This is a genomic window from Flavobacterium sinopsychrotolerans (genome assembly GCF_900110375.1).
Taxonomy (GTDB): Bacteria; Bacteroidota; Bacteroidia; order Flavobacteriales; family Flavobacteriaceae; genus Flavobacterium; species Flavobacterium sinopsychrotolerans.
Genome location: NZ_FODN01000001.1, coordinates 231,651 through 246,639 on the forward strand (window position 1 = coordinate 231,651; position 14,989 = coordinate 246,639).

Genomic DNA, 14,989 nt, shown 5'->3' on the forward strand with positions numbered 1-14,989 from the left:
CTATTTCATCTTAGTTCATAAAAAAGCCCCAAATTTGGGGCTTTTTTTATTAAAATGTTTTCGAAACTTTATCTATCGCTCGAATGGTAAAATCTAAATCCTCATACGTTAATGCATCGGTAATAAACCACGTTTCATAAGCGGATGGCGCAATATAAATTCCTTCCTGCAATAATCCGTGGAAGAATTTCTTGAACGTTTCGTTATCGCCATTTGCAGCGGTTTGAAAGTCTATAACAGGAGCAGCGTCAAAATGAACTGAAATCATCGAGCCAATGCTGTTGATTGTAAAGGTAACATTATTTGCTTTCAACACTTTATCAATTCCTGCAGCCAAATACGCTGTTTTTTCCTCTAATCTTTGAAAAATAGCACGATCAGTATCTAAAGCTTGCAGCATTGCTAATCCTGCAGCCATTGCCAACGGATTTCCAGACAATGTTCCTGCCTGATAAACAGGACCTAACGGAGCTAGATAATTCATAATTTCTTCGCGGGCGGCAAAGGCACCAACAGGCAATCCTCCACCGATTACTTTCCCGAAGCAAACGATATCAGCCGTAATATTGAATAATTCCTGAACACCGCCGGCAGCGAGTCTGAAACCAGTCATAACCTCATCAAAAATCAACAGAATTCCGTTATCGGTACACAATTGGCGTAAGCCTTCCAAAAAGCCTTTATTGGGCGGAATACAACCCATATTCCCCGCAACAGGTTCTACGATTATAGCTGCAATTTCATTTTTATTGGCTTCTATTAAAGTAGCTACATTTTCTAAGTTATTGTATTTTGCAAGCAAAGTATCCTTGGCTGTTCCTGCCGTAACTCCAGGGCTGTTTGGTGAACCAAAAGTAATGGCTCCACTTCCGGCTTGGATTAAAAACGAATCCGAATGACCGTGGTAACAACCGGCAAATTTTATTATTTTATCTCTTTTGGTAAATCCGCGAGCTAGTCTTACAGCACTCATACAAGCTTCGGTACCCGAGTTTACAAATCTAATTTTATCAATATTTGGAACCATCGCAACGGCTAAAGCAGCAATTTGTGTTTCCAATTCTGTTGGCATTCCAAACGAGGTTCCTAACTTCGCTTTCTCTATCACGGCATGTACTACCGGTTCGTAAGCATGTCCTAAAATCATTGGCCCCCAAGAATTGATATAGTCAATCAAACGGTTTCCATCTTCATCGTACAAATAAGCACCTTTGGCACTTTTGACAAAAATTGGAGTTCCACCCACTGCTTTAAAAGCTCTTACTGGTGAATTTACACCTCCCGGAATTACTTTTTCTGCTTCAGCAAAAAGCTGACTGCTTCTTTTATACAACATTTATGAATTATGAATTATAGTTATTTAAAATTATTTTACTACCAATTTTTGTCCAATAGAAAGGGCATTGTCCGAAAGATTATTTCTTTGTTTTAAATCCTCAACCCTTAACTCAAATTTTTTCGAAATAGAATACAGCGTATCTCCTTTTTGAACCACATATGAAGTTAAACCTTGATCTATTGGCTTTTTAGATTCTATTGTTAATTCCTGCACCATTTGTTTTTCATTCGACACGTAATTTACATCTAAAACCTGATTGTCATACTCGTGCAAATTATACCGCTCAATATAAGAAATTAATTTGTCTGGATATTTTGGATCAGTAGCATATCCCGCAGCTCTAAGCCCCTTTGCCCAAGCTTTGTAATCTCCTTTTGAAAATCCAAAAAGCTTAGCATATCTGCTTCTGCCAGTTAAAAATAACGCATGATCTTTGTACGATTCTGATGGATTATCGTATTTTCTAAAACATTCCTGTGCGGCATCATCATCGTGTTTCACACTTTCTCCTGTCCAGCCAGCATGGCATTTTATTCCAAAATGATTATTGGAGTTTTTGGCTAAATCGCCTCTTCCAGCGCCAGATTCAAGAATTCCTTGAGCTAAAATAATACTTGCAGGAATTCCATAATTCTTCATGTTTCCCATTGCAATATCCTTAAATTGATAAATATAAGTTTTAATTACATCATTCGTGACAAGTGTTTTTGAAGTTGAAACGATTACCTCCGTTTCTTGATTACTCTGTTGTTGCTGTTGTTGTTTTACTGGTTTTGAAAGTATTTGTTTCGTTGTGTTAGAACGTATAGCAGCAGTTTTTTTGGTAGTCTGAACTATTTCTGTTCTTTGTTTTAAAGGCGCTTTTTTTGAAGTTACAATAACCGGCTTTGTGGCATTACAACCAATCAAAGAAATTATTGTAAAAGCTAGTAGGATTTTTTTAAACATAGATATCTATTGTTGGTAATTGTTTGCTTTTTAATTTAATGTTCATTCCTTGGATTCCCTGAATTCCACCCGTATGAATTAGTAAAATTTTTGATTTAGCCGGAAAATAGTTTTTTTTGATTAAATCTATAACGCCAAAAACCATCTTTCCCGTATAAATGGGATCCAAGGGAATTTGATTTTCGGTATAAAACTGATTGATGAATCCGATTAATGCTTCATTTACTTTTCCGTATCCACCAAAATGATACTCGGTAATTACCTCCCAATTCTCATTTTGGGTGAAATTATGAATTTCCTCTTTTAAAAAATCACCTTTTAAGGCGGGAAAACCTAAAACTTTTTGATGCGGTAAAACGCTGTTAATAATTCCCGAAATGGTTCCGCCAGTTCCAATTGAGCAACAAATATAATCAAATTCAGCATCATCTTCAGTTAGAATTTCCTGACAGCCTTTGATAGCTAACGCATTAGTTCCACCCTCTGGAATATGATAAAAACTGCCAAATTTTACTTTTAAATTTTCTAAAAATGAACTCTCACTTTTCAAACGGTATTCTTCTCTTGAAATAAATTCCAGTTGCATGCCACAATTTTGAGCGAATGATAACGTGGGATTCTCCGCGATTTTACTACCTAATTCATCTCCACGAATAATCCCAATCGTTTTAAATCCTTTTTCTTTTCCTGCAAAAGCTACTGCGGCAATATGATTGGAAAAAGCACCTCCAAAAGTAAGTAATGTTTCCTTATTTTCTTCTTTCGCCTGAAGCAAATTATACTTCAACTTTCTAAACTTATTTCCAGAAACAAAAGGATGTATCAAATCTTCCCTTTTGATTTGCACTGAAATAGAGTTCGGAAATAATGTTAGTACCTTTTGATTCAAACTATTTTATTTTTTACAAAGTAAATTTATATATACTAAAAATGCAACCTCTACAGATTGCATTTCTATTATTTGTACCAAAATCAAAAATTAATTTTTAATTATAATCTTTTTCCCAAGTTCTATTTTATCCTCTGTTGCAATTTTAACAATATAAATTCCATCACTTAAACCGGATGTGGAAAAATTATAAGTAGCATCCATGCCTAAATCTTTTTTACTAAAAATTAACTTCCCAACAATATCATACAAATTACAAGTAGCAATATCTAATTGAAAAGGATTGCTAATGGTTAAATTTTTTGCATTATTATTTTGAAAAACAACAAAATTTTCAACTGCTAAGTCTTCCGATCCTAAAGTAATTCTATTTCTAAAGGTTAATTCAAACTGTGTATTATTGACACCTCCGGGTAGCGTTAATTCATAAAAATCATTTTTTACATCGTGATAAACATCCGTAATCTTATCATGCAAATAGATATTTTCAGCTTCCGTGAAATTCAAAATTTCTTGCACTGTGATTTTGAAATTGGCTTGGTCCGTATTTTTAAAACCAATTGGGATTTTTGTATCTATGGTAAACGGTCTTGCATCAATAACATATTCTGACTCATTCATTGCAAAATAAACATCGGCTCCAGCGCTATCACCCGCTAACATAGCATCCATCGCGTGATCTACTCCATCTGTAGCATCAGGAACAAGCGCCAAAACCAATTGACGAATTCCTTGATTGTTTAATAATGTATTTAATCTAATTTGTGGGGCAGGCTTTGTGTTTACTGTGGTATAATCAAAACCGGATACTGATTGAATTACTGGCAAAAATTCATCGGTATTTTTAGTTTTATTAGAACTAGTACTTCTTTCAAATTGAGAAAAATTTAGCACATCCTCTTTTACAAACACACGATAGCTATTTTTCATTTCTACTATTCCGTCAGTAATACCATCTAACATGAAGCCCTGTCCAACAGGACAAAATCGTCTTTCAAAAACATTTCCTGAACTTCCTAAATCTGTGACTTGATTCCCGCTGCCATCATACGTGTAAAATCTTGCAGGAGTGTATACTCCCATATTTCCATTCGCACCATTTACTACACCTCCAAGTGGAGAATAGGCGCCATATCCTCCTCTGAAATTATCAATATAATGCGAGTTCGCAGTTTTATCATGCTCCCAGAAATAGGCAATCCCAGTTGTTTTTGCCGCATCCGACAAGAATAATTTTAAATCTATTGCGGATGGATATGGGTTTCCAGTTAATGTATATTGAAGATTAAGAACGTTAATTGCAATAGTTCCGTCATTAGGTTTTCCTCTAAAATCGTATCGTTGCTTACTCCCTGAATTGTTCATAACACCATTTACGGTTGTCGCATTGGTTCCCGAAGTTCCTTTCATGGTAAATCCTTCTCCTGCATTTATGGTAGATGCTGTACCCACGGAAATCCAACTCGAATAAGTATTAGAAGTTACTAATTTATTAATCCAATAAGGCGCTATCGCAAATGGACTGGCGGTGCCATTATAATTATTCATTGCTAAAGGCGTTGAACTAACACTAGAAGTCAAATCGACAATATCTTTAAGTTGGGTAATTCCAAAAGGAGAATTTCCTGCGGCAGCAATATTTCCACCAACTGGAGAACACCAATAATTATATTGGAAATTATTGGTAGACCCTTCTTGAAACACAGATAAACTACCAATTCCTTTGTTTGTACTTGTAGATTGAGAACCTTGTAACAACTGTGCATCTTTTCTTAAATAAAAGTTACTGGTAGCATCATTTAATTCCAAATCTTGTTTAACATAAACAACTTCGTTATTTGCAAAAACATAACTATTTGGACTTACATACATCTGGGCACTAACATTGTTTTGAATTAAAAATCCAGTAACAATCAACAGTGTTTTTTTAAGTATTTTTGAGTTCATAAGCATAAAATTTGTTGTTGAAAATTACAATAAAAATATAACTTTTTTAGACAAAGTACTCGATAAAAAGAACATAAATCCGTTTAAATACATGTTTACACATGTTAAACATATAATTTCTTACAAATTAATTTATTTACAAATAGTAAATTCATTTAATTATTCTTACGTTTACCAAAAATTATAAATTCATCATTTATGAAAAAAACTATACTTTTATTCTTTGGATTTACATTCCTCTTTATTTCCTCAAATGCATCCGCACAAGTTGGCATAGGAACAACAACACCAAGAGGAGCCCTTGATATTAGTTCCTCTACAAACGGGTTCGTTCCTCCTCAAGTAGCGCTAACATCTGTAAATGTGGCTGCTCCTATAGTAAATCCACAAGGTGGTATTCTAGCCTCTGGAACAATTGTTTACAATACTGCTATTGCAGGATCAAGTCCAAATAATGTAACTCCAGGCTATTATTTTTGGGATGGGAGTGTTTGGATAAAATTTAATACGGGAAATACTGCAATAGATGTAGATGACGATTTGAGAGTTCCTCTTGATAAAGGATCTGCTTCGGCATCATTAGAATATTTTTCCGGTTCATCTGGGCCACAAATTTGGGTTTTCCGAAATAATGCTGCCGTAGAAGCAATGTCATTCACCTTACAATTACCTCACAACTGGAAAGATGGCACAACAATTTATCCTCATATCCATTGGATTCCAAGAGCTACTGCAACCGGTAATATAAAATGGAATTTAGATTACACTTGGGCAAATTTAAATACTGGAACTTTTTCTGCAATTACAACAATTTCTGGTATTAATACCGGACCTTTTACTATAAACCAGCATCTTTTAGCTGATATTGGCACAGGAATAAATGGTACAGGAATGACATATTCAAGCGTATTGATTTGCCGCATTTGGAGAGACTCCAGTGCAACAGAAGATACATACAATGCAGATGCAGCTGGATTGTCAATGGACTTTCATATATCAATCAAAGATTTATTTGTAGGAAACTAATAATAATTTTTAAAATTTACAGATAATTCCAAAATTTATAAAAAGACCTTTGCTTTAGATAGTAAAGGTCTTTTTCATTTGCATAGGCTTCTCGTTCAAAACTGATATTTCTGTAGGCCAAATCGGCATTTTTATATTGAACTAACCGAACAACATACTCTGTCAAATACCATACAAAAAAAGGAATTATTAAAAGTTCTATTTGTTGCCGAAGATGGATTTTTTCGTGATTAACAAAAATAGCATTTTCCTTATCTTCCGGATATTTTACAAATACAAAAGGAAATACAGCCAATCCACGATATCCTTTAGGAATTAAATATTTAGCAACAATCAGAAACATTCGCTATAAAATTTATAAATTTGTAATGATAAAACGGTTCTATTTAATGAAAAACTCAATCCTTTGAGTTGACTTTAAGGAATTAGGTAATCCAAATGACTTATACAATAGAATAATCCCAAATATGATTGACCAAAGTAATGAAAATAAATTAATAGAAGGGGAAGATTTCTATTACACGCCCGAAGGTTATAAATGTTTTACTGAAAAACACCATTTAAAACGTGGTTATTGCTGTAAAAGTGGTTGTCGACATTGTCCGTATGGTTTTGATAAAAAAACAGGAACCAATAAAAAGTAAACAGTTTTTAGATAGCAGTTTTCAGTGTTCAATTACAAAATCAACTAACCCTAAAATATGGATAATCAATCATTAAAATATAGGATTAAAATATACAAATCCTACCATCGATCGGATATCCGTTATCCATAATCGTTTTTTTATTGGCTGCATTCCTCAAGTAAAATGAGGAACAAAATGCAAATCGAGTATAAATACAATTCGAAAATGAATTAATTTGAAGACATAAAAATGTAGAAAACATTGCTATTTTTTTAAATTTTTCAATATTTAAATTTTTCAATAAAAAAACATGACTTTTCAAGAACAAATACAACAAGGAATTCCATCGGTTTTACCAAAACCAAAACCATACGAAATAGACATCAATCACGCACCAAAGCGTAAAGAAATCCTTTCGACAGAAGAAAAAAAACTGGCGTTACGCAATGCCTTACGCTATTTTGAACCGCAACATCATGCTGAATTAATCAAAGAATTCTCAGAAGAACTGGAAACTTACGGACGTATTTACATGTACCGCTTGCGTCCGGATTATAAAATGTATGCACGACCAATTGCTGAATATCCCGGAAAATGTGAACAGGCCAAAGCGATTATGTTGATGATTCAAAACAACTTGGATTATGCCGTAGCACAACATCCGCATGAATTGATTACTTATGGTGGAAATGGAGCCGTTTTTCAAAACTGGGCACAGTATTTATTGACTATGCAATACTTATCGGAGATGACCGAGGAACAAACTCTGACCATGTATTCCGGTCATCCAATGGGATTGTTCCCTTCTCATAAAGAAGCACCACGAGTTGTCGTGACGAATGGCATGGTAATTCCTAATTATTCTAAACCAGACGATTGGGAAAAAATGAATGCATTGGGCGTTTCTCAATACGGACAAATGACTGCAGGAAGTTACATGTACATAGGTCCGCAAGGAATTGTACACGGAACAACCATTACCGTTTTGAACGGTTTTAGAAAAATAAAACGCAGTCCTAAAGGGGGATTATTTGTCACCTCTGGATTAGGCGGAATGTCTGGCGCACAACCAAAAGCCGGAAATATTGCCGGTTGCATCACTGTCTGCGCCGAAGTAAACCCAAAAATAACGCACATTCGCCACAATCAAGGATGGATCAATGAAGTCATTGAAAATGTGGATGAATTAGTAAAAAGAGTCACTTTAGCGCAAGCCAATAATGAAATTGTCTCCATCGGATATCTTGGAAATGTAGTTGATGTTTGGGAAAAATTTCACGAAGAAAACATCCATATCGATTTAGGATCTGATCAGACTTCGTTGCATAATCCTTGGGCGGGTGGTTATTATCCTGCTGATATTTCCTTTGAAGAAGCAAATGTAATGATGGCTGATAATCCTGATTTATTTAAAACAAAAGTACAGGAAACATTACGCCGTCATACGACAGCTATAAATAAACACACTGCTAGAGGAACCTATTTCTTTGATTATGGAAATGCTTTTTTATTAGAAGCTTCCCGTGCCGGTGCTGATGTTATGGCAGAGAATCATATCGATTTCAGGTATCCGAGTTACGTACAGGATATAATGGGACCTATGTGTTTTGATTATGGTTTTGGTCCTTTTCGATGGGTTTGTGCTTCGGGAACACCAGAAGATTTAGCTAAAACAGATGTAATTGCTTGCCAAGTTCTCGAAGAAATGGCAAAAACTGCTCCCGAAGAAATTCAGCAACAAATGCAGGATAACATTCACTGGATAAAAGGCGCCCAGAAAAATAAACTGGTAGTTGGATCTCAAGCCCGAATCTTGTATGCGGATGCTGAAGGGCGTGTAAAAATTGCAGAAGCTTTTAATCAGGCTATTGCCAAAGGCGAAATAGGAACAGTCGTTTTGGGTCGCGATCACCATGATGTTTCCGGCACTGATTCGCCGTACAGAGAAACTTCAAATATCTATGACGGCTCCCGTTTTACAGCAGATATGGCGATACAAAACGTTATTGGAGATAGCTTTCGTGGCGCCACTTGGGTTTCCATTCATAACGGCGGAGGAGTTGGCTGGGGCGAGGTAATTAACGGTGGATTTGGTATGGTTCTTGATGGTTCAAAAGAAGCGTCAAAACGTTTAGCATCAATGCTTTTCTGGGATGTCAACAACGGAATTTCCCGAAGAAGCTGGGCTAGAAATGAAGGCGCGCTATTTGCCATCAAAAGAGCAATGGAGACGCAACCTTTGTTGAAAGTCACCATCCCTAACATAGTAGCCGACAATTTGTTGGATTTTTAAAAATTTGAACGTATCTTTAATAACATTTAGTAATCTAATAATCAAGCCATGAAAGCAATTAAACTCCTCCCAGTACTTTTACTTTTCTTAGCTGCCTCTTGCAGTTCCGTAAAAGTATATTCCGATTATGATAATAATGTGGATTTTAGTCAATACAAAACCTATGCTTTTCACAAGAAAGGTATCGATAAAGTTGAGATTTCAGAATTGGATAAAAAAAGAATACTCAATGCCATAGACAGAGAATTAAGCCGAAAAGGAATGACCAAAAGTGAAAATCCAGATTTGCTGATTAATATACTTACCAAAGAAAGAGAACGAATAGACGTTAACCAATACAACGCCGGTTGGGGTTATGGTTGGGGATGGGGATGGAACCCTTACTTATGGGGAGGTCGTAGCACTTATGTTTCCTCATCAACCGAAGGAACATTGTATATTGATTTAATTGATGCCAAGAAAAAAGAATTGGTTTGGCAAGGTGAAGGCATTGGATATTTGACTGAAAATCGCAATGAAAAAGAAAAACAAATCAATGAATTTGTTGCTAAAATTTTAGAGCAATTTCCGTCGAAAGCAAAATAGTTTCCCATCAGAATCAAACATAAAAGTCTACCTTTGCGTAGGCTTTTTTTATACCCAATCATGACACCACAAACCGACATTACTACATTCGACGATATCAAATTATTGGTAGATACTTTTTATTCTAAAGTTCAAAAAGACGAATTTATTGGACCCATTTTCAATGAGAAAATAGGAAATCGTTGGCCCGAACATCTGGAAAAAATGTATCGCTTTTGGCAAACTATTTTACTTGAAGTGCATTCGTATTCTGGAAGTCCATTTCCGCCGCACAAACAGTTACCGGTTGCCAAAGAACATTTTGACCGCTGGATGGAAATTTTCACAGAAACTACCGATAGTTTATATGCAGGTCCATTAGCCGAAGAAGCAAAACTACGCGCTAAAAACATGGCTGAAATGTTCAATTATAAAATTGACTATTTTCGCAATCTTGAAAAAAACCAAACGAACAATTCATAGTTTCTAAAGTATTTTTTTAATCCAAAATCTGTTCCTTATTGCAAACAGCAACACATTTCTTTATGCGTAAATTAATATTTCTTGCCGTTTTTCCAGCTTTTCTATTTTCTTGTTCTAATTTAAAACAAACGACTGAAAACAAAGCAACGCCAAGTTTAAAGTTAATCAGTTCGATTGAAATTCCTTTCGAGGAAACGTTTCAAAATACAAAAGTGGGCGGATTATCCGGAATCGATTATGATGCAAAAAACGATTTGTATTATCTGATATGTGACGATAGATCTGTGTTTAACGATTCCAGATTTTATACAGCAAAGATTAATTTGTCCGAAGACAAAATAAAAAGTATTGATTTTCAAAACGTAACTTATTTGAAAGATGAAATTGGAAATAGTTATGGTAATTGGAATAACAGTCCAACCACCTCAGCAGATCCAGAAGATATGCGTTACAATCCAAAGACAAATTCTTTGATTTGGAGCAGCGAAGGCGCGCGAGTGATTACAGCAGAGAAAGAAGTTTTACAAAATCCTTCTCTTAATTTCATGGATTTAAAAGGTGACTTTCTAGGCAATGTTACCGTACCGGAAAATTTAAAAATGCAGCAACTAGAAAAAGGCCCGAGAAATAATGGAACTTTAGAAGGAATTACTTTTGACAAAAAGTATAAAAATATCTACACCAACATTGAAGAACCTTTATTTGAAGACGGCGAACAAGCCAACACCAGCAAAGGCGGTTTGATTCGGTTCTATCAATTTGATGCCAAAACAAAAAAGAACACCGCTCAATTCGGTTACCAACTAGAACCTATTGCTCGTGAACCCAATCCGAAAGGAACTTTTGCTGTAAATGGCGTTTCGGCAATTCAGTATTATGGTAAAAATCAGTTATTGGTAGTAGAACGTTCCTACTCGACCGGAACACAAGCATGCACGGTAAAAGTATTTTTGTGTGATTTGAAAAAGGCAACTAACGTTAAAAATTATCCTACCTTACAAAATCAAAAATTAGAATTGACTTCTAAAAAACTTGTCCTAAACATGGATGATTTGGGAATTTTTATTGATAATATCGAAGGACTTACTTTTGGACCAAAATTAGCAAATGGCAATCCATCAATTATTTTTGTTTCAGATAATAATTTTTCTGATAAACAGAAAACGCAGGTTTTGATGTTTGAGTTGGTGAAGTAGTAAATTCCAAAGAACATCTTTCAATCCACAACTCCCTAGCCCCGAGTGAAATGAAAAGCTTTTTGCGAAAGCCGTTTTGGTTTTTCTTGTTGCTGCAGAGCGACCAAAGGAAGCTCCTGCGGGAACACTAGAAAAACAAACGGGTTTGCAAAAACTTGCAATGAAAAGCGGGAAATAGCTCCTGAAATTCGTACTTTTGCAGTAGAACTACAACGTTTTCGATATGAACTCAACTATAGAAAGCAATCCGTTATTAGACCGATTGCCAAAGCACTTAAAACAATTCATTAAGCCTCAGGATTATAGCGATTACACGCCCATAAATCAAGCGGTTTGGCGTTATGTGATGCGCAAAAATGTAGATTATTTATCAAAAGTGGCGCATAGTTCATATCTGGAAGGACTGAAAAAAACTGGAATAGAGATTGATAATATTCCGAGCATGTACGGTATGAACCGTATTTTGACTGAAATAGGCTGGGCTGCAGTTGCAGTGGACGGATTTATTCCACCCAATGCTTTTATGGAATTTCAGGCTTATAATGTGCTTGTAATTGCTTCTGACATTCGCCAGCTCGAACATATTGAATATACGCCTGCACCGGACATTATTCACGAAGGTGCCGGTCACGCTCCCATTATTGCAAATCCGGAATACGCAGAATATTTGCGACGTTTTGGAGAAATAGGCTGTAAAGCGATCTCTTCGGATAAGGATTACCAAATGTACGAAGCCATCCGATTGCTTTCGATAGTGAAAGAAGCCGAAGATACTCCCCAAGCCACTATTGATGCTGCTGAAAAAGCGGTCGAGGATTTGCAAAATAACATGGGTGAATTATCTGAAATGGCGCAAATCAGAAACCTGCATTGGTGGACTGTCGAGTATGGATTGATTGGAACGGTAGAAAATCCAAAAATATACGGCGCCGGTTTGTTGTCATCAATTGGCGAAAGTGCGCATTGCATGACCAATGAGGTAAAAAAAATCCCGTATGATATATCCGCAGCCAACCAAAGTTTTGACATTACAAAACTGCAACCACAACTTTACGTAACTCCGGATTTTGCTTATTTAAGCTTAGTTTTAGAAGAGTTTGCGAATAAAATGGCACTTAGAACAGGCGGTTTATCGGGAATAGAAAAATTAATTGATTCGAATGCGCTTGGAACAATTGAATTGAGTACTGGTATACAAATTTCGGGTGTTTTCAGTTCCGTAATTGAACATGAAGGGAAGCCAATTTACATACAAACCTCCGGAAAAACGGCTTTAGCTTACAGAGAAAAAGAATTAGTAGGTCATGGAACTTTGACACATCCCGAGGGTTTTGGAAGTCCAATAGGAAAACTGGAAGGCATCAATCTGGCAATTGAGGACATGAGTCCAAAAGACTTGAATGCCTATGATATTCTGGAATCTAAAACGGTAAAACTAGAATTTGAAGGTGGCATTACTGTAGAAGGTGAAATCATAACAGGTTCCAGAAACTTACAGGGAGAAATTATTCTGATTCGCTTTAAAAATTGTACTGTAAAGCACGGAGAAACTATTTTGTTTCAACCGGAATGGGGCATTTATGATATGGCTGTTGGTAAAAAAGTAATTTCGGCTTTTTCAGGTCCTGCTGATGTAAATAGTTTTGATTTGATTTCGCATCTTCCGTCCAGCAAAACCATCAAAGCGAAACATACCGCAGAACGTGATGATTTAGAAGTTTTATACCAAACAATTCGAAACATAAGAGAAACAAAGGATACCGAAACTTCATTAGCACCAATTTTTGAAAAATTACATATCAATCATCCGAACGATTGGTTGTTAGTTGTTGAAATTACCGAGCTACTGAATGACCGAAACGAACCTCAATTATTGCAGGAAATAATGGTTTATCTGGATCAATTGAAAGTAAAAAGACCCCAAGTAGCGCATTTGATTACTGGTGGTTTAGACTTAATTTTCGATAAAGAAAAAGCTTAAAAAAAACGAACCGCAAATTCACAGATTTTAGTCAACTCTAATAATTTGCAAGTTTGCGGTTCATTTTTTAACTATAATTTTATTTTTTGCCCAAAATCTTTCTCGCTTTCGATAACCTTTCCTTCGTATTGCAATTTCCAACCCATGGTATTGGTCAGAATTAATATTTTAGACAATTCACTAATTAAGCGGTTTTGAGCATTTGTTTTCAAGGTTGATTTTTCTATTTTCTTGGCTAAATTCGCCTTAACTGATTTATTGATTTTATTGTAATCATCTCCCGTAAACGGATTCAATTTGCTTTGCTCGACATCATAAAACTGGATATCCGGGCTGATTTTTATTTCTTCTTTTGGAATACTTACAATCGTGATGGTTTTATTTACCTCATCGATATCGTATTTCATTTTGTGCAAATCATACGCAACAGTTACATCAGCATTGACAACAACCAAAGCTTTTTTCTCGAAAGAGAGCATATCCAACAAATATTTTTGTTGATTTTTATATGTAATCACTTCAGAGAAATGTCCTTCTGTAACGACCAATTTCCCTACGTTAAGAATTTGTTGCTGAATGAGATTTGTGTTGTACGCGATGTCTTCATCATCGTTTTTCTTAAAATCGCAATATTTGAACAATAAAAATATTCCACCGATAACTGCTATTCCAATAAGTATTCTTTTAAGCATAATTAAAATTTCATGAATGAATATTGATTTTCCAATTTAGTGATTTTTTCTCTGACTTTCGACTCAAACTTCAAATGACTTTCAGAATTTGGGTTAAAAGGCTTGTGAGAAAGGCTTTTTTGGATATTCTCTACTTCATCCATCACAGCAAAAGCAGTTTCTGAAATGGTAGTTTCCTTGAAACGTTTCCAAATATAATCGATTGCCACTTGATTGGGATGCAACATGTCTTCGGCATAAAAACGGTAATCTCGAAGTTCGTCCATCATGATTTCGTAGCTAGGAAAGTATTCAGTGTTCAGTTTGCAGTGTTCAGTGTTCAAAACACTGTGAATAGCCGAAATCAAGTTGGCCTTGCCCCATTGATTTTCGACAAAACCGTCTTTTATGTGCCGCACTGGCGAAACCGTGAAAATAATATTGCAATTAGGATTTACAGCATTAATTAATTTCAGCGTATTTGCTATACTTTTTCTTATTTCTTCAACAGAAAGCAATTCTTTCTTGAACTGCTTTTGTGGCACTTTATAACAATTCGCCACAATAGAATCGCTTGCTATATTACGATAAACCCACGAGGTTCCATACGTTATGATGATATGCGTTGATTCGGTTATTTGTTGGTTAGTTGATTTTATTAATGCATTTAAGGATATTAATAAATCCTCTTTATTTGAACTACTCAAATCCGAATGAACATCAAAACAATGCCAGCGTTCATTGTGAAAAAAGACATCTTCTTCGGTGAATAATGCTGTATTTATGGCTTTTTGGATAATTTTCTCAATAGAAACCGGATTGAAAATTATTCCGAAAGGATTTATGGTGTTTTGAAATTTTAAATACTGGAATTTATCGCCCATATTTTCAGCAAAACAAGAACCTAAAGAGACAATCTTTGAATTGTAATCTAAAGGATGATTACTTTTAGAAATGGGAATTTGGGTTCTGAATTGCATTGCTAATTTATTTACTACAAATTTGAATAATTTTAGCGAATTAAAT

At 35.4% G+C, this 14,989-nt stretch carries 14 protein-coding genes; 7 read left to right on the forward strand and 7 right to left on the reverse strand.

Annotated elements, in window-relative coordinates:
* Positions 1-49: 49 nt before the first annotated feature.
* The 4 genes from hemL to BMX64_RS01040 form a co-directional block, all read right to left on the reverse strand.
* Positions 50-1,336 carry a glutamate-1-semialdehyde 2,1-aminomutase gene (gene hemL / locus BMX64_RS01025; protein ID WP_091164963.1) on the reverse strand — a complete coding sequence of 429 codons (1,287 nt, stop codon included), beginning with the start codon at positions 1,334-1,336 and terminating at the stop codon, positions 50-52.
* Positions 1,337-1,366: 30 nt separating this feature from the next.
* On the reverse strand, positions 1,367-2,287 hold the full coding sequence (locus tag BMX64_RS01030) for a glucosaminidase domain-containing protein (RefSeq protein ID WP_091164966.1): 921 nt from the start codon (positions 2,285-2,287) through the stop codon (positions 1,367-1,369).
* On the reverse strand, positions 2,280-3,176 hold the full coding sequence (locus tag BMX64_RS01035) for a 1-aminocyclopropane-1-carboxylate deaminase/D-cysteine desulfhydrase (RefSeq protein ID WP_091164969.1): 897 nt from the start codon (positions 3,174-3,176) through the stop codon (positions 2,280-2,282). Before BMX64_RS01035 ends, BMX64_RS01030 begins: the two co-directional genes overlap by 8 nt.
* A 90-nt stretch (positions 3,177-3,266) precedes the next feature.
* On the reverse strand, positions 3,267-5,123 hold the full coding sequence (locus BMX64_RS01040; RefSeq protein ID WP_091164973.1) for a T9SS type A sorting domain-containing protein: 1,857 nt from the start codon (positions 5,121-5,123) through the stop codon (positions 3,267-3,269).
* Positions 5,124-5,321: 198 nt separating this feature from the next.
* Here BMX64_RS01040 and BMX64_RS01045 point away from each other — a divergent pair, with 198 nt between their 5' ends.
* Positions 5,322-6,149: a hypothetical protein gene (locus tag BMX64_RS01045; protein ID WP_091164975.1), complete on the forward strand. Its 828-nt coding sequence runs from the start codon at positions 5,322-5,324 to the stop codon at positions 6,147-6,149.
* 16 nt (positions 6,150-6,165) lie between these two features.
* Here the strand turns inward: BMX64_RS01045 and BMX64_RS01050 are convergent, their stop codons facing one another.
* On the reverse strand, positions 6,166-6,492 hold the full coding sequence (locus tag BMX64_RS01050; protein ID WP_091164978.1) for a hypothetical protein: 327 nt from the start codon (positions 6,490-6,492) through the stop codon (positions 6,166-6,168).
* 124 nt (positions 6,493-6,616) lie between these two features.
* Here BMX64_RS01050 and BMX64_RS15620 point away from each other — a divergent pair, with 124 nt between their 5' ends.
* The 6 genes from BMX64_RS15620 (at position 6,617) to BMX64_RS01075 (ending at position 13,292) form a co-directional block, all read left to right on the forward strand.
* Positions 6,617-6,793, forward strand: a complete 177-nt coding sequence (locus tag BMX64_RS15620) for a C1orf53 family protein (RefSeq protein ID WP_158634650.1) — start codon at positions 6,617-6,619, stop codon at positions 6,791-6,793.
* Positions 6,794-7,085: 292 nt separating this feature from the next.
* On the forward strand, positions 7,086-9,068 hold the full coding sequence (locus BMX64_RS01055; protein WP_091164982.1) for a urocanate hydratase: 1,983 nt from the start codon (positions 7,086-7,088) through the stop codon (positions 9,066-9,068).
* 48 nt (positions 9,069-9,116) lie between these two features.
* Positions 9,117-9,653: a DUF4136 domain-containing protein gene (locus BMX64_RS01060; RefSeq protein WP_091164986.1), complete on the forward strand. Its 537-nt coding sequence runs from the start codon at positions 9,117-9,119 to the stop codon at positions 9,651-9,653.
* Between the two features lie 60 nt (positions 9,654-9,713).
* Positions 9,714-10,115 (forward strand): group III truncated hemoglobin, encoded by a 402-nt coding sequence (locus BMX64_RS01065; protein ID WP_091164990.1) that lies wholly within the window; start codon positions 9,714-9,716, stop codon positions 10,113-10,115.
* A 62-nt stretch (positions 10,116-10,177) separates the two neighbouring features.
* Positions 10,178-11,311 carry an esterase-like activity of phytase family protein gene (locus tag BMX64_RS01070; protein WP_091164993.1) on the forward strand — a complete coding sequence of 378 codons (1,134 nt, stop codon included), beginning with the start codon at positions 10,178-10,180 and terminating at the stop codon, positions 11,309-11,311.
* A gap of 223 nt (positions 11,312-11,534) precedes the next feature.
* On the forward strand, positions 11,535-13,292 hold the full coding sequence (locus BMX64_RS01075) for an aromatic amino acid hydroxylase (protein ID WP_091164995.1): 1,758 nt from the start codon (positions 11,535-11,537) through the stop codon (positions 13,290-13,292).
* 71 nt (positions 13,293-13,363) lie between these two features.
* Here the strand turns inward: BMX64_RS01075 and BMX64_RS01080 are convergent, their stop codons facing one another.
* Complete coding sequence (locus BMX64_RS01080) at positions 13,364-13,984, reverse strand: DUF4230 domain-containing protein (protein WP_091164998.1); 621 nt, start codon at positions 13,982-13,984, stop codon at positions 13,364-13,366.
* 2 nt (positions 13,985-13,986) lie between these two features.
* On the reverse strand, positions 13,987-14,943 hold the full coding sequence (locus BMX64_RS01085) for a GSCFA domain-containing protein (protein ID WP_091165000.1): 957 nt from the start codon (positions 14,941-14,943) through the stop codon (positions 13,987-13,989).
* Between the last annotated feature and the right edge of the window lie 46 nt (positions 14,944-14,989).